At 61.2% G+C, this 20,600-nt stretch carries 18 protein-coding genes; 16 read left to right on the forward strand and 2 right to left on the reverse strand.

Going from position 1 to position 20,600, the window contains the following annotated elements; all coding sequences use genetic code 11:
• The first annotated feature begins 170 nt into the window (after positions 1–170).
• Positions 171–1,277: a slipin family protein gene (locus SGJ19_28440; GenBank protein MDZ4784195.1), complete on the forward strand. Its 1,107-nt coding sequence runs from the start codon at positions 171–173 to the stop codon at positions 1,275–1,277.
• 81 nt (positions 1,278–1,358) lie between these two features.
• On the opposite strand, the gene SGJ19_28445 is transcribed toward SGJ19_28440, so the two are convergent.
• A complete protein-coding gene (locus tag SGJ19_28445) occupies positions 1,359–2,099 on the reverse strand; it encodes a hypothetical protein (protein MDZ4784196.1) in 741 nt (246 codons plus the stop codon).
• 335 nt (positions 2,100–2,434) lie between these two features.
• On the opposite strand from SGJ19_28445, the gene SGJ19_28450 reads away from it, so the two are divergent.
• From SGJ19_28450 to SGJ19_28515, 14 genes are all read left to right on the forward strand, one after another.
• Positions 2,435–2,812 (forward strand): hypothetical protein, encoded by a 378-nt coding sequence (locus SGJ19_28450; protein MDZ4784197.1) that lies wholly within the window; start codon positions 2,435–2,437, stop codon positions 2,810–2,812.
• Between the two features lie 120 nt (positions 2,813–2,932).
• Positions 2,933–3,814, forward strand: coding sequence for an acetylglutamate kinase (gene argB / locus SGJ19_28455; protein MDZ4784198.1), 882 nt, complete (start codon positions 2,933–2,935; stop codon positions 3,812–3,814).
• Between the two features lie 156 nt (positions 3,815–3,970).
• Positions 3,971–5,176: an aspartate aminotransferase family protein gene (locus SGJ19_28460; GenBank protein MDZ4784199.1), complete on the forward strand. Its 1,206-nt coding sequence runs from the start codon at positions 3,971–3,973 to the stop codon at positions 5,174–5,176.
• A 111-nt stretch (positions 5,177–5,287) separates the two neighbouring features.
• The gene (gene argF / locus SGJ19_28465) at positions 5,288–6,208 is read left to right on the forward strand and encodes an ornithine carbamoyltransferase (GenBank protein MDZ4784200.1); all 921 of its coding nucleotides are present in this window, start codon (positions 5,288–5,290) and stop codon (positions 6,206–6,208) included.
• Between the two features lie 17 nt (positions 6,209–6,225).
• Entirely contained in the window at positions 6,226–6,507 is a 282-nt protein-coding gene (locus SGJ19_28470) for a hypothetical protein (protein MDZ4784201.1), read from the forward strand.
• A gap of 81 nt (positions 6,508–6,588) precedes the next feature.
• Positions 6,589–6,732 carry a hypothetical protein gene (locus SGJ19_28475; protein ID MDZ4784202.1) on the forward strand — a complete coding sequence of 48 codons (144 nt, stop codon included), beginning with the start codon at positions 6,589–6,591 and terminating at the stop codon, positions 6,730–6,732.
• A 400-nt stretch (positions 6,733–7,132) separates the two neighbouring features.
• A complete protein-coding gene (locus SGJ19_28480) occupies positions 7,133–8,071 on the forward strand; it encodes a DUF1559 domain-containing protein (protein MDZ4784203.1) in 939 nt (312 codons plus the stop codon).
• Between the two features lie 129 nt (positions 8,072–8,200).
• Positions 8,201–8,524 carry a hypothetical protein gene (locus tag SGJ19_28485; protein MDZ4784204.1) on the forward strand — a complete coding sequence of 108 codons (324 nt, stop codon included), beginning with the start codon at positions 8,201–8,203 and terminating at the stop codon, positions 8,522–8,524.
• An 86-nt stretch (positions 8,525–8,610) separates the two neighbouring features.
• Positions 8,611–9,348: a ribonuclease PH gene (rph, locus tag SGJ19_28490; protein MDZ4784205.1), complete on the forward strand. Its 738-nt coding sequence runs from the start codon at positions 8,611–8,613 to the stop codon at positions 9,346–9,348.
• Between the two features lie 291 nt (positions 9,349–9,639).
• Complete coding sequence (locus tag SGJ19_28495; GenBank protein MDZ4784206.1) at positions 9,640–10,104, forward strand: CBS domain-containing protein; 465 nt, start codon at positions 9,640–9,642, stop codon at positions 10,102–10,104.
• Positions 10,105–10,174: 70 nt separating this feature from the next.
• Entirely contained in the window at positions 10,175–12,028 is a 1,854-nt protein-coding gene (locus tag SGJ19_28500; GenBank protein ID MDZ4784207.1) for a 2-oxoacid:acceptor oxidoreductase subunit alpha, read from the forward strand.
• Positions 12,029–12,087: 59 nt separating this feature from the next.
• Entirely contained in the window at positions 12,088–13,122 is a 1,035-nt protein-coding gene (locus SGJ19_28505) for a 2-oxoacid:ferredoxin oxidoreductase subunit beta (protein MDZ4784208.1), read from the forward strand.
• Positions 13,123–13,244: 122 nt separating this feature from the next.
• Positions 13,245–13,760, forward strand: coding sequence for a CBS domain-containing protein (locus SGJ19_28510; protein MDZ4784209.1), 516 nt, complete (start codon positions 13,245–13,247; stop codon positions 13,758–13,760).
• 99 nt (positions 13,761–13,859) lie between these two features.
• Positions 13,860–14,477: a hypothetical protein gene (locus SGJ19_28515; GenBank protein MDZ4784210.1), complete on the forward strand. Its 618-nt coding sequence runs from the start codon at positions 13,860–13,862 to the stop codon at positions 14,475–14,477.
• Between the two features lie 11 nt (positions 14,478–14,488).
• Here the strand turns inward: SGJ19_28515 and SGJ19_28520 are convergent, their stop codons facing one another.
• Positions 14,489–15,160, reverse strand: a complete 672-nt coding sequence (locus SGJ19_28520; protein ID MDZ4784211.1) for a hypothetical protein — start codon at positions 15,158–15,160, stop codon at positions 14,489–14,491.
• 448 nt (positions 15,161–15,608) lie between these two features.
• On the opposite strand from SGJ19_28520, the gene SGJ19_28525 reads away from it, so the two are divergent.
• Positions 15,609–20,375 (forward strand): VWA domain-containing protein, encoded by a 4,767-nt coding sequence (locus tag SGJ19_28525; protein ID MDZ4784212.1) that lies wholly within the window; start codon positions 15,609–15,611, stop codon positions 20,373–20,375.
• The last annotated feature ends 225 nt before the right edge of the window (positions 20,376–20,600 follow it).

Consider the following 20,600-nt stretch of genomic DNA (forward strand, 5'->3'; position numbering starts at 1 on the left):
GCTTCCCCAACCCTTGAACACCCTGCCATGCCTCATAAAATCCAACCGTCGCCCCGCCAACTCGTCGTCAATTCACCCACAGATTCTGGCGAAGACCCTTTTTTGTGAACCGACGAGGCGCTCGACGAGTCCGAATAGACTCAAGCGACATGATAAGGAAGGAGGCGGTTATGTTGGCGATCCAGCGCATTAAAATTCGTAACTACGAGATTGGCCTGCGGTTCCGCGAGGACGAGTTCCAGGGTCTGGCTGCGCCGGGCGTGCACTGGACCTTCGATCCGTTCGGCAAAGTCGGCATCGAAGTGGTCTCACAGCGCGAGCCGTGGCTGATGCACAACAAGCTGGACGTGATCGTGAAGTCCGGCGCGCTGCGGGATCGTGCCGTGGTGCTCGATTTGAAGGACTACGAGCGTGCGCTGGTCTGGATCGATGGTCGGTTCAGCCACGTGCTGCCGCCGGGCTTGTACGCTTACTGGTCCGAACAGCGCGAGGTGAAGACCGAAATCGTCGACGCGCGCCACGTGCGCTTTGAGCACCGCGACCTGGCGGTGATCTCGCGCTCGCAGTCCGCGGACCGCGTGCTGGAGATGATCACCGTCGAGGCGCACTGCCAAGGCGTGTTGCTCATCGACGGTCAGTTCGTGGAGACGTTGTCGCCGGGCCGGTATGCGTTCTGGAAGAACATGGCGCAAGTCAAGCTTTTCCCGGTGGACCTGCGCGAGGCGGCGCTTGACATCTCGGGCCAGGATATCATGACCGCGGATAAGGTCACGCTGCGCGTGAACGCGCTGGTGAACTACCGCGTCGTGGATCCGCGCTTGAGCGTGACCGTGGCCGAGAACGCGCCGCAGGCGCTGTACCGCGAGGCGCAGCTGGCCCTGCGGGCCGTGATCGGTGCGCGCGAGCTTGACGCGTTCCTGGCCGGCAAGGACGGCGTGGCCGAGGAACTGGTGGAGCTGGTGCGTCCGCGCGCGAAGGCGTTTGGTCTGGAGTTGATCTCGGTGGGCATCCGTGACGTGATCCTGCCGGGCGAGATGAAGGACCTGATGAACAAGGTCACCGAGGCCAAGAAGGCCGCGGAGGCCAACCTGATCGCGCGGCGCGAGGAAACGGCCGCGATGCGCAGCCAGGCGAACACCGCCCGGCTGCTGGCGGAAAGCCCGACGTTGATGCGTCTCAAGGAACTGGAAGTCCTGGAGAAGGTTGCCGCGAGCGGCAAGCTGAACATCATGCTGGGCGAAAAAGGTCTGGCCGATAAGGTCGTGAACCTGTTGTAACGCGAACGCCCGGATGCCAAGTAGATCTCGGCATCCGGGCTATTTACTGCGCTCCGCGGTTCCCTTAACCCTTGCTTTTGCTTAATGCGGGAACGCTTTGTGGCAAGCTTCGCAGTTGTCGGCGACGCGTTTCATTGCGGCTTCGATGCCGCCGGCGTCGCCGGCCTTGATCTTGGCCGCTAAGTCGGCTGAGCAGTCGCGCATTTCGTTCGAGTAGTCGTGCCAGTGCGGTAGCTTCGTTTCATCTTTCACTTCGTGCGTGTCGAAATTGCAGGCCTGCCCAATTACGGCCAACAGCGTGGCGTCCGACGCGCATTGCGCCTGGTACTTGTCCAGCTTCTTGATGTTGCGCTTCAGACGCGTGTGGACGAAGTTGACTTGCTTCATCAGTTGGCCGAGCGCCTTGACGTTGCTCCACGAGGCCGGGGCCGGTTCCGTGGCTTCGCCGGCGACGGTCGCCTTCAATTCCTCCAAGGCCGCTTGCGCCTTCACCAGGTCATCCCCGGACTCCGCCACTTTGGCCGACACGGAGGCAATCGACGGCGCTGCCGCCTTCAGCGCGTGATCCTGATCGCTCAGCGCCAAGGCCGTCCCCAGCACGACGAGCGTCCGGGCGTCCCGCACCATCCGAGAACCCTTGGCCTCGAACTCTTCGGCGCTGACCACGGCCTCGGCGACGCGATCGCCGTACTCGGTGATCAACGCGGCCAGGTCGTCGGCGGAGGCGTATGTCGAGACCGGCACGTCCGCGGCGTTGTCGGAGGCGCCGGAAGTGACCAAAAGCATGGCGGCCAAGGTGGCGACGCCGAGAATGCGATTCATGGGTTCAATCCGTGTCTTGGCGATTAAGTGACAACCTGCCCTGGAGGACCGGCAACCGCAGTTAGTTTAGCCTTGCTACTGGCGGTTTGCCACCGTAAAGGAGGTCCGTTAACGCTCCAAGTGAACTCGCGGTCTTTCCGGGCTCCTCAATCAACTTCGCGTCGCCAAACTCAGATTTGCGTGCCCATCGAATGCGTCGGCGGTTAGAATCTGGGCAAATGGGACCTCGATTCTCTATTCTCACGGTCTTGGTAATCACTCTCTGGCTGGGTGTTTGTTGCGCTGCGATCGTCACTCCTGAGTCAGCATGGGATTTCGTAGCAATCGTTTTTTGGATGGGAACGCTGCTCATATTCGCGACCGTCGCGGCTCAACCGGTGTCGCGCCAGGTCGTCGCGGCGCGGGGCTTTCTGTTTGCCGTCATCATTTATGGGCTCGGCTCATTTGCCGACGAGTGGTGGACGAACGGCGGCATCCGACTTCCGCACGTTTATGTCGCTCAGGCCATTTATCACGTGAAGCCCGCCACTATGTCGTCTGATGTGAACATTAATGAGATCATTGCGAACGAACGTGCCCAACAAATCGCGTTTCTGAACCTGTCGGCGCTGCTTGGCCTGTTCGGCGGAGGCTTGGCCCGTTGGAGCTATCAGGTTCACGAACAGCGTCAGTTCCGAGTTCTCAAACGGCCTGACGACTCGAGAGCCTCGTGAATCAGGCCGCGTCGATCGCACCCAAACCCACGTTGACACTCCCCCAACCCGTTCTAAAATGGCGGTTTTTCCTCGAATCGACCTTGGCGGCGGCCGGTCGATGAAACTGGAGTTCGCCCGTTGCTATCCGCCATTGAAAAGGCCGACGTGCTGATCGAGGCGCTGGAATGGATCCGGCGGTTTCGCGGCAAGGTGACGGTCATCAAGCTCGGCGGCAGCGTGATGGAGAACCCCACGGCGCTCCGGCACTTGCTGCTGGACGTCGTGTTTATGGAGTCGGTCGGCATGCGGCCGGTGCTCGTCCACGGGGGCGGGGCCGCGATCAGCCGAGCGATGGCCGAGGCAGGGCTGGAAGCGCGCTTTATCCAGGGCCGGCGGTACACCGACGACGCCACGTTGAAGATCGTCGAAGAAGTGCTGGCCTATGAGACCAACGAGGGCCTCGCCGCGCATATCGAATACCTCGGCGGCCGCGCCATGCCGCTGAATTTCCGCAGTACGAACGTGCTGTTCGGGGAACGGATCACGTTGCCGGGCGAAGATGGCACGCCGATCGATCTGGGCCATGTCGGGCGCGTGACACGGGTCGATCGCGCCACGATTGACAATCTCTCCTACGCCGAGCAGGTGCCGGTGATTCCGTCGATGTGCATCGACGAATCTGGCCAGAAACTGAACGTCAACGCCGACACCGCCGCGACCGCAGTGGCCGTGGCGCTCGGGGCGGAAAAGTTGGTCTACCTGAGCGACGTCCAGGGCGTGCTCCGCGATAAAAACGACCCGGCGTCGTTGATTCATTCGCTCACCGCGGCGGAAGCGCGGGAGCTGATCGCCGCAGGCATCGTGCAATCAGGGATGATCCCCAAGGTGGAAGCCTGCCTGGAGACTCTGGACAAAGGGGTCCGGAAGATCCACATCATCGACGGCCGCGTGCGGCATTCGTTGCTGCTCGAGGTGTATACCAGCAGTGGAGTGGGGACGGAGATTGCCGCGCAGCGATAAAATGCATAGTCGCCTTTCGCTCCGCGAAAGGGCGCCCTTTCGCGGAGCGAAAGGCGACTATGCCGCGGGTGCGAACCAGTCTTGAACACTTTGCGTCTCATTAGCTTCTTCGCCGCGACGAAATAGCACGACCAACTTTGCCCAAGAGGCTCACTCATGACGACCGCCATTTCCTCGCCGAGTTCGGCCGACGTGATTGCCACGTTCAAGCGTTACGTGGTGCCGAACTACGGTCGGTATCCCATCTGTTTGGCGCGGGGCGAAGGCTCCTACGTCTGGGACGCCGAGGGGCGGCGGTACTTGGATTTCTTTCCCGGCTGGGGCTGCAACCTGCTGGGGCACTGTCCCGAGCCGGTCGTCCGCGCGGTGCAGGAACAGGTCGCGACGCTGATTCACGTGCCAAACACCTGGTACACCGAAGCGCAAGGCGAGTGGGCCAAGGCGCTCAGCGAGCGGAGCTTCGGCGGGCAGGCGTTCTTCTGCAATTCCGGCACCGAGGCCAACGAAGCGGCGATCAAGTTGGCGCGGCTGCATACGCCGAAGCAACGCTACAAGATCATCACCTTCACCGGCGGTTTCCATGGCCGCACGCTCGGCGCCACGAGCGCCACGGCGCAGCCGAAGTATCACGAGGGCCTCGGCCCGTTGATGGCCGGCTTCGTCTACGCTCCGTTCGGAGATCTGGAAGCGACGACGAAGTTGGTTGACGACGAGACGGCTGCCATCCTGATCGAGCCGATCCAGGGCGAAGGGGGCGTGAACATGCCGCCCGCGGGTTTCCTCGCCGGATTGCGGCGATTGTGCGACGAGAATAACTTGTTGTTGATGTTCGACGAAGTGCAAACCGGCTGCGGGCGGACCGGCAACTGGTTCGCCTATCAGAAATTTGGCGTCACGCCCGACGTGATGACCTTGGCCAAAGCAGTCTGCGGCGGGGTCGCCGGCGGCGCGCTTTTAACGACGCCGGAGATCGCCCCCAGCTTGCGGCCGGGCATGCACGCCGCGACGTTCGGCGGCAATCCGTTGGCCGCGCGGGCCGGCATCGCCACGCTGGAAATGATCGAACAGGAAAACCTCCTGGAAAACGGCCTGCGATTGGGCGAGGTCTTCCATCAGCGGTTCACCGAACTGGCGGAAAAATGCCCGCTGATCAGCGAGATTCGCGTGGCGGGCTGCATGATCGGCGTCGATTTGAAGGTCGAGGGAGCGCCGGCGGTGCAGGCCTGCCTGGAACGGCAATTGCTCATCAATTGCACGCACGGCCATGTGCTACGCTTGTTGCCGGCCTTGAACCTCTCGGTCGAGCAAGCCCACCAGGGTTGCGACATTATCGCGGACATATTGCAACGCATGGCGGCGTAATGCCGCGATTTCAATTCGATTTGGTTTCCCATTCACGAGCGAGCCACGCACAGCCCCGACGGGCGGCGTGGCTCATCAGCTTTTTTGGGCCGGTGCGACGAGGAACGAGGTATGAAGCATTTATTGACGATGAGCGACGTGACGCCGGCCGAGATCGAGCGGATCTTCGCCATCACGGCGGATTTGAAAGCCAAGTACGAAGCGGGACTGCGCGAACCGATGTTGCCAGGGCGCGTGATGGCGCTGTTGTTCGAGAAGCCGTCATTGCGCACCCGGGTCAGCTTCGAAGCCGGCATGGTCAACCTCGGCGGCAGCGCCATGTTTCTAGGCGCTGACGTCGGCTGGGGCAATCGCGAATCCGCTGCCGATTTCGGCCGCGTGCTGAGCCAGTACGTCGACGTGATCGTCTGCCGCGCTCACGCCCATAAGAAGGTCACCGACTTGGCCGAGCATTGCACGTGCTCGGTGATTAACGGCCTCACCGACTACGAACATCCCTGCCAGGCGTTGGCGGATCTCTACACGATCCGCGAACTGATCGGGCGCTTCGCCGGCCAGACCTTGGCCTACGTCGGCGATTGCAACAATGTCGCGCGCAGCCTGGCGCTCGGTTGCGGGAAGGTCGGCTTGAAGCTGTCGATCGCCGCGCCCAAGGACTATCGCTTCGAACCGGAATTTCTCGAACTTCTGAAGCGCGAGACGCCGCAATTGCAGATGTCCGTGACGGACGATCCGATCGGCGCCGTGAAAGAAGCCGTGGCCGTCTACACCGACGTTTGGACCAGCATGGGCCAGGAAAAGGAATCGGCAAAACGCTGCCAGGATTTTGCGCCGTATCAGGTCAACGAGCGACTCATGGCCGCAGCGCCGCAAGACTGCTTCTTCATGCACTGCCTGCCGGCGCATCGCGGCGAGGAAGTCACCGATGGCGTGATGGATTCCCCCCAAAGCGTCGTCGTCCAACAGGCCGGCAACCGGATGCATGTGCAGAAGGGCGTGCTGGCGTATTTGCTCGGGGCGCGTTCGATTTAGCCGTCCGGCCGCGGGAAGTGGTACAGTTTCAACCGGCCGTCAGGGAAAAGCCAGAGAAAAAACAGAAAACCCTCATTCGTGATGAGCAACTTGAGAAACTGGCGTCCCAAGTTGCACGTGCCCGGGAAATGATTGACGGCGCTATTTGGGAGATCGAGCACAATCCAGAAAAGTCTGGTTTTTACGTGGCGGCAATCGACACGTGGGTTGCGACGTTAAACACCCCTCCCGTGACCCTCTACTACGCAATTCCGCCGAAGTATGTTGTACATGCTCACGATCGTTTCCGACGATCCTAACGTCATCCTCTAAGATTCCATGCCCCGCCAGGCACCCGCTCGGCGGGGCTTTTTCATGCGCAGGCGGGTAGAATCGGTGGGATGAAACCACGGTTCTCACTGCTTTTTCTGTTGGCCTTCACGGCTTACGTGGCCGTGAATATCGCGGGCTTTAGCGCGCCATTCACTAGCTGGCGGTATGTCGCCGTCATTCTTTGGTGCGCCATGCTCGGTTGGGCATGCTAGCAATGCGGCAACACCGACTGCTAGGCGAGGCATTTTCATTCGCCCCCTGCTAGAATCGGGGAGGCGTCCCCCACACAACCAATCTGCATCAATCAAAAGTGAGTCCGCCGTGACTACAGTCATCGTTATCCTCGTGGTCGTTGCGGCATTAGCTGGAACTGGCGTGCTCGCCAGCAAACGACGCAAAAAGTAGCACAACCCAAAAACGGCTACGTTCGTCCCTGAAAGATTTTCCATTTGGCGCGCTGGCAAACTGTACCACTACCCGGCCGCGGCCGAAGTTGCTTGTGTCCGCGCCACTCGGTATGCTGCACGCCGTAACGAGGCGGCTGCGGCGGGCAGCGCACCGGCGAATGCCCTGGTCCGCGGTTGAACGAAACGACCGGCTGGAGTGCCTGTCATGAATTCCGCGCGTCGATCCGGCTTCACGCTCGTTGAGTTGCTGGTGGTGATCGCCATCATCGGCATTCTGATCGCCTTGCTTCTGCCGGCCCTGCAGGTGGCTCGCGAGGCCGCGAGGCGCTCGCAGTGCACGAATAATCTCAAGCAACTCGGCTTGAGCGTGCAGCTTTACAACGAAGCCTTCAAGATGTTTCCGATCAGTATCAGCCCCTGGAGCGAAGGCAAGCGCCCGGCCACTCAATTGAATGGCAAGGGCTGGATCGTGGGCATCTTGCCATTCATCGAGCAGAAGGCGTTGTTCGACGAGTTCAAACCGCGATTCAACGGAAGTATGCTCAGTGGACAAGGAATGGCGGTTGGTTCTGGCCGTACGCCATTGCCAAGTGTGATGGACAAGCAATTGCCGTTCTTGAATTGCCCGACCGATGCATCCGCATTGCTGATCTCGACTGACGAATATCAATGGGAGAACAAGCGAGTTGCACTGACCAGTTACAAAGGCGTCATCGGCGACACGCGGATGGGAGGAGGTTCCAGCGTCCACCAAGGAACCGAGCCCGATTGCCACAACAACATTGGCTGCAATGGCATTTTTTATCGAAACAATTATCAAGAGCCCATCAAGATTCATCGCATCAAGGACGGGCTTAGCAACACGTTCATGATTGGCGAAGACGTGCCGGAATACAACAATCATTCGACGGCGTTCTACTCAAACGGCGACTACTGCAGTTGCCATGCCCCGCTCAACTATATGCCGGATCCGCCCCGTCCCGACCTGTGGTGGAACGCCATGTCATTCCGTAGCCGGCATCCAGGCGGCGCTAGTTTCTGCTTGGCCGACGGGTCCGTGCAGTTCATTGTGCAATCGATCAATCACCGTACTTACCGCAGTCTCTGCACCAAGGCCGGCCGGGAAGTGGCTACGTTGGAGTAGGCATCGGTCCGGAGCACTTTCATGACGAGATTGCGCAGTTTGTTGCCGTCGCTTGTTAGCTGTGCGGCGCTTGCATTCCTACCGTGCATTGCGGGCTGCGGTTCACCGCATGACGCTACGGTCCACGGAATGGTATCGCTCGATGGCGTGCCTCTCACGGAAGGCGAGGTTCAGTTTCATTCGCGGGGGAGTTCAGGAACGGCCTACGGGCCATTGCGCGATGGCGGCGCCTATGCACTGGGGACAGGAAGCGATTCGGGGCTCGATCCTGGCGAATACAAGGTAACCGTGGTCGCGACCGAGCCAATGCCCAAAAACTTGCCTGCCGGGACCACTCCGCCAATTCCAAAATTGCTTACGCCGCAACTGTACGGAAATCTGGATACGACACCTTTCACTTTCACGGTGAAGGAAGGGGACAACACGATTGATCTTGCACTGACATCGAAATAGCCTCGCGGCTCGTCGTCTCGCGAGCTCTTGAAGTGTCCGATGCCTGACGCTTTCGCCGAAAGACGGGCTCGTCTAGAATCAGCTCGATGCGACATGATTCCCGCGCCGCGCACGAGCTTCGTCCCATCCGCATCAAGCGCCGCTATACGCGATCCGCGCCAGGCAGCGTCTTAATTCAGGCTGGTCGCACAACGGTGCTCTGCACGGCCAGCATCGACGCGAAGGTGCCGCCGTGGATGGCCGGGCAAGGGCGTGGTTGGGTGACTGCCGAGTACAGCATGTTGCCTGGCAGTACGAGTCCACGGAAGTCGCGCGACCGCGCCAAAGTGGATGGCCGCACGACCGAGATTCAGCGCCTGATCGGCCGAGCGCTCCGTTCGGTGGTGGACCTGGAGGCCCTGGGGGAACGGCAGATCACGGTCGACTGCGACGTGCTGGAGGCTGATGGCGGAACCCGCACGTTGAGCATTTCCGGAGCACTGATCGCCCTGGTTGACGCCATTGGCACCTTTCAACGGTCGTTACCGGACCCGGCCCGTTACCCCTTGCGCGACAGCGTGGCCGCGATTAGCGTGGGCATCGTCGATGGAAAGCCTGCCTGCGACCTGGACTATCGCGAAGACGTGGCGGCGGCGGTAGACATGAACGTCGTGATGAGCGGCGGCGGGCAATTCGTCGAGGTGCAAGGCACCGGCGAAGAGGCGACGTTTTCCGAAGAGGAGTTGGCGGCGTTGCTCAAGCTCGCCAAGCGGGGAATCGTCCAGATGACCGAAATCCAGCGCAAAGAGCTGGGCAAACAGTGGCCGTTCGGCGGCTCCAAGTAGCGGCCTGTCCTGGTGACGCTCGACGGGAATTGCCAGAATCCCGCCCCCTGATTCGGGAGTCGGACTGCGTAGTCGCGCAATGCGGAACATTGATTCCGCATTAAAATGGAGTGGTTTTCGGAAGATTTGCCGTTTATTCGCCCATATGTCCGTGGTAAAGTTCAACATGTTCAAGGACGGCCGGTAAGCCGAGGATAGCGTCCGCGCGTCACACTGCGAGGCACGGTGTCGTTGAACCTTTTTTCCGAGTCTGAGGCTGCGTTCGCCGCTTGAAGGCGGACCGATTGGACGATGGACATCGCCGGCCAGCTGAAGGTCGAGACGATCGAACAGGCGCCTTGGGAAGAACCCTTGGTGGTCAGCCCCGGCGCGTCGATGCGCGAGGCGGTTCGCCTGATGCGCCAGCAACGAGCCGGCGGCGTGCTCGTTTGCCGCGAAGCCAAGATCGTCGGCATTCTCACGGAACGGGATGTGCTCCGTCTCATGTCTCAAGGCACGGACTGGGATCAAAGCGTAGAATCCGTTATCAGCGGTCATTGCGTTACGATCCCGCGCGAAACGACGATCGCCGCGGCGATCCGCCTGATGAACAAAGGCGGTTACCGCCGCTTGCCGGTGACGAACGCGTCGGGCGCCGCGATTGGCGTGCTGACGGTGTCCGGAATCGTGCATTACCTGGTGCAGTTTTTCCCTCGATTAATCTATAACCTGCCTCCCAAGCCCCAACCTTTGTTGTCGGAACGCGAAGGCCCTTAGAACAGGCCAGCCTCGCCTCCCGACTCCCACCCGCTTGCATCGCAACTATTGCGAAGGAACAGAACGAGATATGTCCGCGACCTCGGCGGTTGCCAAAGAAATCAGTGAGATCCCGTCGGCCACTGTGCGCTTTTGCGGCGATTCCGGCGACGGAATGCAGTTGGCCGGCACCCAATTCACGAATACCTCGGCGCTGGCCGGCAACGACGTCGCGACGTTTCCGGACTTCCCAGCCGAAATCCGCGCGCCCCGCGGGACGAAGGCCGGCGTCAGCGGATTTCAGATCCATTTCGCCAGTGAAGAAATCTTCACGCCCGGCGATCAGGTCGACGCCCTCGTGGCGATGAACCCGGCTGCGCTCGTCACCAATCTCCAGGATCTGGTCCCTGGCGGGATCTTGATCGTCAACAGCGAGGCCTTCGACGACAAAGGCTTGAAACAAGCCGGCTACGCGATGAACCCGCTCGAAGACGGCAGCCTGGAAGGCTATCAGCTGTTCTCCGTCGACATGACGAAATTGACCCGGTTGTCGGTCGAATCGCTGAACCTGGGCGTGAAGGAATCCGATCGCTGCCGGAACTTCTACGCCATGGGGCTGGTGTTCTGGCTCTACGACCGCTCGATGGAGCCCACGCTCCGCTATATCGAAGAGAAATTCGGCAAGCGCCCGGAAATCGCCGAAGCCAATCGCCGCGCGCTGACGGCCGGCTTCAACTACGGCGAAACGACCGACGCTCTGCACAGCCAGTACCGCGTCGCTCCGGCCAAGTTGAAGCCAGGGCAATACCGCAACATCACCGGCAACCAGGCCCTGGCGATCGGCCTCGTGGCCGCGGCCAAGTTGAGTGGCAAGGAGTTGTTCCTCGGCAGCTACCCGATCACGCCCGCCAGCGATATTCTTCACGATCTGTCGCGGCACAAGAACTTCGGCGTGCGGACCTTTCAGGCAGAGGACGAAATCGCCGCGGTGACTTCCGCGATCGGCGCGGCCTTCGGCGGCGCCATGGCCATCACCACGTCCAGCGGCCCGGGCATCGCCCTCAAGGGCGAAGGCATGGGCCTGGCCGTGATGACCGAATTGCCGATGATCATCATCAACGTGCAGCGCGGCGGACCCAGCACCGGCTTGCCGACCAAGACCGAACAGGCGGACCTGTTGCAGGCCATGTTCGGCCGCAATGGCGAATGCCCGATGCCCATCATCGCTTGCCGCAGCCCGGCCGATTGTTTCGAGGTCGCACTCGAAGCCTGGCGGATTGCCGCGCGGTTCATGACTCCGGTCATGTTGTTGAGCGACGGCTACATCGCCAACGGCGCCGAGCCCTGGAGAATTCCCCCCGTCGACGGTTTGCCGACCATGGAAATTCAGCATCCGACCGGCTCAGAAAACGGCGACGAGTTCCATCCGTATGAGCGTAACGAGCGGCTGTCACGGCCTTGGGCGCTGCCCGGCACGCCGGGATTGATGCATCGCATCGGCGGCCTGGAAAAACAGGACATCACCGGCAACGTCAGCTACGACCCGATCAACCACCAGCACATGGTCGACACGCGTGCCGCGAAAGTGGCCGGCGTGGCGAACGACGTACCGCTGCAGGAAGTCGACGGTCCCGAGACCGGCGACGTACTGGTCTTGAGTTGGGGCGGCACGTACGGCGCCTGCGCCACGGCCGTCACGCGGGCACGGCAACTTGGCACGTCGGTGGCCCACGCTCACCTGCGTTACTTGAACCCGTTCCCCAGGAACCTGGGCGAGATCGTCAAGCGTTACAAGAAAGTGCTGATCCCCGAGTTGAACAAGGGACAGTTGATTATGTTGGTCCGCCACAAATTCCTGGTGGACGCCATTGGCTTGAACAAGGTGCAGGGCAAGCCCTTCACCGTCGCGGAAATTGTCAGCAAGATTCAGGAACTCGTGAAATAGGCAACGCCTCCGCGGGAGACGCCTCCGGCGAAGGTACCTACTTTTTTCAGCGCACATCCATGAGCACAGACACGCAACAACCGTCCGGCTCGCTGCCGGTTCTGCAGGCCGCCGACTTCGCCAGCGATCAAGAAGTTCGTTGGTGCCCCGGCTGCGGCGATTACAGCATCCTCGCGCAAATGAAAAAGGTGCTGCCGACCCTCGGCGTGCCGCGCGAGAACACCGTGTTCATCTCGGGCATCGGCTGCTCCAGCCGTTTTCCGTATTACATGAACACGTACGGCATCCATTCCATCCACGGCCGCGCGCCGGCAGTCGCCACGGGGCTCAAGCTCACGCGGCCGGAGTTGTCCGTGTGGGTGATCACCGGCGACGGCGATGCGCTGTCGATTGGCGGCAATCACTTGATGCACGCCATCCGTCGCAACCTTGATATTAACATCGTGCTGTTCAACAACCGCATCTACGGCCTGACCAAGGGGCAATACTCCCCGACGTCGCCGTTGGGCAAGGTGACGAAGAGCACGCCGTACGGTTCCGTGGAGAATCCGCTGCACCCGCTGTCGATCGCCATCGGCTGCGAAGCGACGTTCGTTGCCCGTTCGATCGACGTCCATATCAAGCACCTCGGCATGGTGCTGAAGCGCGCGGCGGAGCATCGCGGCGTGTCGTTCGTCGAGGTCTACCAGAATTGCAACGTCTTCAACGACGGCGCGTTCGACTATGCCACCGATCGGAACCAGAAGAGCGACACCACGATCGAGATTGAACACGGCAAGCCGCTGATCTTCGGCAAAGAGCGCAACAAGGGCATCCGCCTCAACGGCATGGATCCCGAAGTGGTGGAACTCGGCAAGGGGATCAGCGAGGACGACCTGTTGTTCCACGACGAGAAATCGACGGAGCCGACGCTGGCCTACTTGCTGAGCCGCATGACGCATCCGGAATTCCCGGAGCCGATTGGCGTCTTCCGCGACGTGGATCGCCCGTCGTACGACTCGCTCGTCAACGCACAAGTCCGCGACGCGCGCGCCAAACGCGAAGGCGACCTGACGGCGTTGTTCAACGCCGGAGATACTTGGACGGTGAACTGATGGAAAAGTGATGAGTGCGTAGTGATGAGTGATGAAACAGGGCGGCCAAACCTTGTTCGTGCTTTGAAACTCCACTCATCATTCATCACTCCGCACTCATCACTCGAATACCGAGGCTGCCCATGATCCTCTGTCCCTTCTGCGGAGCGGAGAACATCGACGGCGTCGATGAGTGCGACGGCTGTTCGCAGTCACTGGGGCATCTCAGCAAGCCGCACCGTTCGCCCGGGGTGGAGGACGCCCTCTTCCAGGATCGCGTCGGTACATTGGTTCGTGTGCCTTCCTTAGCAGTCGATGAATCGACCACTGTCGGCGCGACGATCGACATGCTGGTGCGGGAACGGATCGGCTGCGTCGTTGTCGTGCGCGGGACCGACGTCGTCGGCATTTTCAGCGAGCGCGATGCGTTAATGCGAATCGGCGACGAGATCGATCGCCACCGGAATCGTCCAGTGCGCGATTTCATGACGGAATCGCCGGAGATGCTTGACGAACAAGACAAACTGGCCTTCGCGCTCCACAAAATGGACCTGGGACACTTTCGGCACGTCCCGATTCTCCACAACGGCCAACTGCGCGGGGTCATTTCCGTGCGCGATATCTTGCGGTATCTCACCGACCGCGTTCGCACGGGCTGAGCCGCGTTGAACGCTTTCTGCCGGCGTGAAACCTACGGGAGTTGGCTTCGTCCGATCATTGCCCTACAATCAGGGCGACTTCGGCAGGGAGGACATCGCATGTCGTTCCGCTTCTGGCTGGTTGCTCCGCTCGTGACGCTCGGCCTGACTACGGCCGAGGCGCAACAATTCGCGCCGACCACGGTGCAGTTGCCCACGTTTTCAAAGTTTACCGTCGGCACCGTCGTTTCCGTGCCGGATTCCGGTTGGGGATTCGCTCGGCGGCCCTGCCAGGTCAGCCACGGTTGGACGGCCTTCGGCCCGGCGTGGGGCGCATCGACCACGCATTGGGAAACGCTCGGCCAGGTGAGCATGTGGGGCGTCGGCGCGCAAGTGATCGACGTCGGCGCGTTCGATGCACAATTACTTGCTTCCGCTCAGGCGCAGCCCGTCGTCGCGAACGATCCCTTCGCGCGGCAGATCGTGGCCGCGCGCGAAAGCAGCGCCGCCTTCGTGCCCGGTAGCGTGGCCGACGCCCGGCGCGCTCGCGCGGCGGAGTTAGACGAGAAAGTGCGCGCGGTCGATGAGCTCGTCGCGAAGGCCGACGAACTCCTCAGCCAAGGCAAAGCGAACGCCGCCCGCGTCTATTTACAGATGGCCGCGGGCAAGGCGACCGGCGATCGCAAGGCCGCGCTGGAACAGCGCGCCGCGGCGCTCAAGCGTCGCCCGGCGCGCTGATCGCGTCCCGTCTACGGCGTTTCGGCAGTGATCGCCAGGCAGAATGGCGCGGCGGCGGTATCGCCGTCGGCGGCATAGTCGATCGACTTGACCGCCTTGTCCGAGTGGGGATTTTCCCAGACAGTTGTGTAGAGCCGCACTTCGACGCCGAATTGCTCCGAGGCCTCGTTCATTTCGCTCCAGACGACCTTGCCTCGCTTGGTCTCTTTATTGTTATCGACGTTCCACCAATCGCGGACGTCTTCGCCATAGACGATGGGCAATTCCACGGTGGTGTCATCGGCGTAGCGGATCGTGTAGTGCCCGATCTGCGTGCCGTCCTTAACGTAATTCGGGTCCGTTTCTTGCCCCGTGCCGAAGCCGGTGGCGTGCAGGAAGTGCAGCTTGCCCACTGCCTTGTCGACCGGAATGCCTTCAATCTTCTTGGGTCGCTCCAGGCACAATTTGCTGCCGAGCTGTAACATTTTCTCCCCGATGTGGTATTGGACATCGGAGAGTCTCGGGTCGGTTTTCATCAACGCCTTAAGATGATTGCCCGGCAATCCCTCGCGATGAAACTCTTGGTCCAAGGGATCATTGACATGCGCGGACAAATCGAGCGGCACTTGCTCGCCGGCGACGGAGAGCCTGGGGGTCGCGAACAGAAGCAATGCTCCGAACAGAGCCAGGACTGTGATGCGCATGAGGATCCTCCCAGAAGTGGTTGCGTGAACAGAAAAGCCGCCGGAGTCGCAACACGCCAATTTTTTAGCTTGTCGGCAAGTCCGTGGGAAGGCCCCGTACGTGGTTTCCCGGCGGTATTCGCCCGGAATAGGAAAACCTTGGCTCAACTTGCGATTCCAGCGGATTGCGCAGTTTGCCGGCGAGCATCCAGCTTGCGGCAATTACTGCGAAAGAATCAGAAATTGCCGCAATTTGGCGGAAAACAATTGATCGACCGCTGAATGTCGCTATCTTACGGTTGGAATTCTCCAGAGGAACCTCTTCGGTCCGCAGTCTCATCCGTTTCAGTTGCCGCGCGACCCCGTATCTTGCGGTCGCGCGCGATGACTTTCACGCCCGCCGGCCAGTGACTGCCGGCGCCGCCCTTCATCCGCTGTTCGTGGCGCCGCCGCCACCAGGAGTATGTCGATGAACGCTCACCGGAATCGGAATCGCCGCTTGACGCAGATTTCCACCGCGCGCCCGAACCGAATCGTGCGCCCGGAACTGCTGGAGAAGCGGCAGTTGCTGAGTTGCAGCACGCCGACGGTGCAGACCGTGCGTGGCCGCGACGCGACCTTCGACCAATGTTTCAATCTGGAATTCGAGCATGGCGGCGAGGACTACGAAGTCAGCGCCTACTACACCGAGACGACCACTGCGGCCGACCTGCTGCAATGCACCGACGCCGAGAACGACGCCGACCGTTGCGAACATCGGTTGCCCAATGATGACGACGGCAACGGCGACAATATTCACGCGGTCAGCATGGCTGGCCAGGCGCGCGACGCGTTCAAGTTCTTCCTCGATCGCGGTCTGAAATTTCTTCCCGCGGGCGAGACGGAACTTGAAGTCTACATCGCCGAGGATCCACGCGGCGGCGGCGTGCCGACGGCGAACAGCCTGCTGACCGACGACGAATTAGTTGCCGATCCGGACTTGCTGTGGGAAGAGCTGTTGGCATATCACGAGTTGCATCACCTCGTGCAGGGACAATACGACGGCTCCTGGGACGACTTCTATGGCGAGGGGATCGCGCGATCGAGCGAAGATCGCGTGCGGACCGATCTCGACGCCGACACCGGCCATCTGTTCATCCCGCAGATCACGAACGCCATCGACAGCAATACGGTCCGCACCACCGACCTGGCCGCTCAGTCTTACGACACGGCGGCGTGGTGGACGTGGCTCTGGGATCAATATCGCGTCGGCGCGGGCGAGAATCCCCCGGTCACCGGCGCCAACGATCTGGGCTGGGGCGCCATGCGCGAGTTCTACGAAGAACTCGAAACGCAGCAGTCCGACGAACTGGGCGCGGTCGCGGACTTCATCGCCGCGCAGGGCAGTTCCTTCCGGCAGGACTTCATCGACTACACCCTCGCCCTGTGGGCGCAGTCGTTCAATCCCTCGGATCCGAGGCTCGGTTATCTCGATAACGAGATCAACAACATCGGCCCGATGAATGGGCACACCATCATCAACTCCGCGCCGGCGTTCGGCAACACGACGTTAAACCTCACGCCGCGGACGAGCCGGTATATCGAGTTCAACCCAGCCAGCCAGTGCGACTACACGTCTTTCAGCTTCGACGGCAATGGCAAGAACTACGGCTTCAGCGTGATGACGGCCGACGGCGGGGACTTGCAAGATCGCTGGACGAGCTATAGCAACAACTGGGCTCGCACCGTGCGAACCGCCGACCTGGACCGCGTGGTCGGCGTGGTGACATCGTTCGATCAATCCGGTTCGGTCGACGTCGGGCGAGGTTGCGTATCTCCCGACGTGCAAATCAAGTCGCCGACGACCTCTTCGTTCGCGATGGTGGGCACGGCCGACAATCCGCGTTCGTTTGTCGTGCGATTGTCGGTCACGGGCAACGGCGCGGCGATCGCCGGACTCGTGGCGGATGAATTCAATGTGACGTTGAAAAAATCCGGCAGCGCCGATGCGCCGATTCCCGTCGAAGTGATCAACGCCAGCTACGTGCTGGACGACTACTGGCTGCTTGTGCAAGCGCCGGATGATGTCGCCGGCGCGGAAACCGGTTCGTTTTACGATCTCAGCGTCACGCTCGGCAGCGACAGTGATTCGGAGAATTTCTCCGTCGTGTACCTGGAACGCGTCCAGGACGTGATCCTGGTGCTCGATCGTTCCGGCAGCATGGGGGGCGACACCGGCAAAATCGAAGCCGCGCGCAACGCCGCCAATCTCCTGGTGATGGCCTTGGCCGATGAGGACCAAGGAGGTTACGTGGCCTTCGACACCGACGCCGAAATCCAGGTGTCCCTGGATGAATTGAGCGATGGCAATCAGCGCCAGGACCTGGAAGATGCGATCGCCGCGGAAGTGCCGCTGGATTTCACCTCGATCGGCGACGGTCTGCGGGCCGCGCTCGACGACTACAGCTCCAACGGCAACCCGGACAATCTCTGCAGCATCGTGTTGATGAGCGACGGGCACGAAAACGAACCGGACTATTGGGCCGATGTGAAGGACGACCTGATCGCGGCCGGTTGCCCGGTGCATACGATCTCGTTCGGTCCCGGCGCGAACGAAGTCTTGATGCAGGAGATCTCCGGAGCGGTTTCCGGCGGCTCCCACGACTACGCGACTTCGGAAGGAGGCGTGCCGATCAATTCCGTCCTCGGCTGGGAAAACAACGTCAGCCGTATCTACGAGAACAAGGCCACGCAGATGGCTGGCCGCCAGCGGATTTTCACCGTGCTGGGCGATTCGGCCATCGGCGGCGTGGCCACCGGTATCATCGATTTCGAAGACCATCCGACTGGGACGGTGATCGCTGTCGGCAATTCCTTCACTGCATCGGGGGTTCCGGGTAAGGGGCTGCCGTTCCAGAACAACGCCGGCGCAATGGTCAACACGGGCTTCGCGCGCGTCGACAACCAACAGAGTGCCGACGGCGCGGGCCACGACCTGCAGCTCAACAACATCAACGTCGGTTTCGAGTTCGCCAAGACGCTCGAATCCGCGTCGGCGCTGTTTGGTTACTTCGGCGGAAATCTGAACGTGACCATTAATGGCGAACTGTTCAATGCGCGTACGCTGTCGCTTCTCCAAGGTCGCGTGATTGGCGGCGTCTCCGTCAACCTGACCATGTTCGACAATCAGCACGGTCGACTGGACTTCAAGGGGGACATCGACTCCCTGGCACTCGGCGGTCAGGAGTTTTGGATCGACGACTTGCGATTCAACAGCGAGGTCGGGAACTTCCACGAAATCCCCGTCGACAAGGGCGCCGACATCCTGGTCGTTTCCGCCGCCTGGCAGGAAAAGATGGGCGGCGTTCACACCGAGTTGTTCGACCCGAACGGCGACCCCGTGCCGGCCGCGCGGCGCAGCCTTTCGTCCCAAGGCACGAACGAAGTCTGGCGCGTGCCCGATCCGATCCCGGGCAACTATCGGATGCGGCTGATGAATATTCCGCAGGAATACTTCCTGACCGCTTCGGTGCGGAGCGAATTTGAACTGTACACGTTCGTCGGCCAGCCGCAAGAAGATATGTTGACGGGCGTAGAAGTGCCGCTCGTGGCCTCGTTCATCTCCAACACGGGGCCGGTGCTGGACGCCAATGTGACGGCCACCGTGCTTGATCCAGGCGGTACGTCGAAGGTGGTCAAGCTCTGGGACGACGGCAACCACGGCGACGGCGAAGCGGATGACGGCGTCTACGCGAACAGCTATACCGCGACGTCATTCGGCGATCTCGTGCAACTCAATCCTGATCTTGTCGTCGAAGGGGACGAGCCCATGGGCGTCGGCTCCTATCAAGTCACTTTCAAGGCCAAGAAGGACGAAATCGTTCGCGAAGGTCTCGGCAGCTTCGTATTGAACCGCGACAAGGACTCCGACAGCGACGGCCTCCCCGATCGTTGGGAAGAGGAGCATGGTCTCGATCCGAAGAATCGCGAGGATCAGAACTCCGATTTCGATAAGGACGGGCTGCCGGCCTCGTGCGAATACCGCGTCGGCACCGATCCGCGCAACAGCGACACCGACGACGGCGGTCGCTCCGACGGGGCCGAAGTGCAATACGTGCCGGGTCAACTCTGCCGCGCGGTGCGCGATCCGCTTGATCCGGCGGACGATCGCCTGCGCAAAGTGACCGGCATCGTGGCGCTGCCGGAAGCCACGCCGAACGGGAGCCCGCACGTGCGCCTCAAGATCAGTATCCCGGACGATGACTACTTGTTCTCCAGCATTCATCGCCGCCTGCTGAATGAAGACGGCCGGCCGATCGGCGATTGGATCGAGTTGGAAGACGAGTTCCGCGGGCCGGAATTCGAAGACCTTCGCCTGGCCGAAGGGAACTACGAATACCAGATCATCCCCTTCCACTTCGGCGGTGATGGGGAATCCCCGATCGAAGGGCAACATATCTTTTCCAGTCCCGTCCTCGTCAAGAAGGACCCGTACGCGCCGTTCGGCAGCGTGATGATCGACGACGCTGACGGCGAGACGTACAGCCCCTTGGTGACGCTGCGCATCATTGCCGACGATTCCGGGCACGTGCATGATTTCGATCCGGAGCATCAGCCTGCGCCCGGTTCGCCGCTCGAAAAGCTGATGATGAAGATCAGCAATCGCCCGGATTTCGCCGGCGCGGATTGGCAACCGTTCCAGCCAGAAGTGAAAGATTGGTTCCTGGGTCGCTTCGAACCGCTGCAGGAGACGACGCGCTGGGTCTACGTGGCCTTTATGGACGAGGCCGGCAACATCAGCGACGGTCCCATTGCCGACAGTATTCAGGCGCTGCTCCAACCCGGCGACACGTACCCGTTCGATGGCAAGGTGGACATCACTGACCTGAACAACGTGCGGAACAACTTCGGCAGCCAAGGCCAGATCGCCATCCTGATCGGCGATGCCATCGGCGCCTTGAACGGCGCGGTCGACATTAGCGACCTCAACGCGGTCCGCAACAACTTCGGCAGTTTCGTCGACTCGCCTTTGCCGTCGACGGCGCAGCGGCACGCCCCGGAAAAAATCGCAAACCGCGCCATCATCGACCCGACTGCCTCGGATAGGCCGTTGCTGGGGCGAACTGTTGCGACGAATGGCAGCGCCGCGGCGCGCGACGTGCTGTTCGGTCGCTTCACCGAGGTCGGCGTGGACATCGACGCACTGTTGACCGCCCATCGGCATTCGCAAAAGCGGGGCTTGCGCGCATTGAAGTGATGTGCCCACACTCCTGTGCCGTCAACTGTCAAGTTTTGAATCAGTAGTTCGGCGGGGGTGCCTAGGGCTGGGGCGAATCATGGAGGCAACCACGTCGAACCGGCTGGGGCATCGTGGCGACTTGTTGACAAGTCCAACGAATCCCCAGCAGTTGGACCATCGCGACCGCGCAGTCATTGCCCCTGCCCCAGGCACCCGCCGCGATTGTTGATCCGGCGGCCGGTC

This window comes from Planctomycetia bacterium, assembly GCA_034440135.1.
In the GTDB taxonomy this organism is placed as follows: Bacteria; Planctomycetota; Planctomycetia; order Pirellulales; family JALHLM01; genus JALHLM01.

Bases quoted from the DNA above. Each gene is read 5' to 3' on its own strand.
- SGJ19_28440 (MDZ4784195.1), top strand. From the start codon at position 171: ATGTTGGCGATCCAGCGCATTAAAATTCGTAACTACGAGATTGGCCTG.
- SGJ19_28445 (MDZ4784196.1), bottom strand. From the start codon at position 2,099: ATGAATCGCATTCTCGGCGTCGCCACCTTGGCCGCCATGCTTTTGGTC.
- SGJ19_28450 (MDZ4784197.1), top strand. From the start codon at position 2,435: ATGGGAACGCTGCTCATATTCGCGACCGTCGCGGCTCAACCGGTGTCG.
- SGJ19_28460 (MDZ4784199.1), top strand. From the start codon at position 3,971: ATGACGACCGCCATTTCCTCGCCGAGTTCGGCCGACGTGATTGCCACG.
- argF (MDZ4784200.1), top strand. From the start codon at position 5,288: ATGAAGCATTTATTGACGATGAGCGACGTGACGCCGGCCGAGATCGAG.
- SGJ19_28475 (MDZ4784202.1), top strand. From the start codon at position 6,589: ATGAAACCACGGTTCTCACTGCTTTTTCTGTTGGCCTTCACGGCTTAC.
- SGJ19_28480 (MDZ4784203.1), top strand. From the start codon at position 7,133: ATGAATTCCGCGCGTCGATCCGGCTTCACGCTCGTTGAGTTGCTGGTG.
- SGJ19_28485 (MDZ4784204.1), top strand. From the start codon at position 8,201: ATGGTATCGCTCGATGGCGTGCCTCTCACGGAAGGCGAGGTTCAGTTT.
- rph (MDZ4784205.1), top strand. From the start codon at position 8,611: ATGCGACATGATTCCCGCGCCGCGCACGAGCTTCGTCCCATCCGCATC.
- SGJ19_28495 (MDZ4784206.1), top strand. From the start codon at position 9,640: ATGGACATCGCCGGCCAGCTGAAGGTCGAGACGATCGAACAGGCGCCT.
- SGJ19_28500 (MDZ4784207.1), top strand. From the start codon at position 10,175: ATGTCCGCGACCTCGGCGGTTGCCAAAGAAATCAGTGAGATCCCGTCG.
- SGJ19_28505 (MDZ4784208.1), top strand. From the start codon at position 12,088: ATGAGCACAGACACGCAACAACCGTCCGGCTCGCTGCCGGTTCTGCAG.
- SGJ19_28510 (MDZ4784209.1), top strand. From the start codon at position 13,245: ATGATCCTCTGTCCCTTCTGCGGAGCGGAGAACATCGACGGCGTCGAT.
- SGJ19_28515 (MDZ4784210.1), top strand. From the start codon at position 13,860: ATGTCGTTCCGCTTCTGGCTGGTTGCTCCGCTCGTGACGCTCGGCCTG.
- SGJ19_28520 (MDZ4784211.1), bottom strand. From the start codon at position 15,160: ATGCGCATCACAGTCCTGGCTCTGTTCGGAGCATTGCTTCTGTTCGCG.
- SGJ19_28525 (MDZ4784212.1), top strand. From the start codon at position 15,609: ATGAACGCTCACCGGAATCGGAATCGCCGCTTGACGCAGATTTCCACC.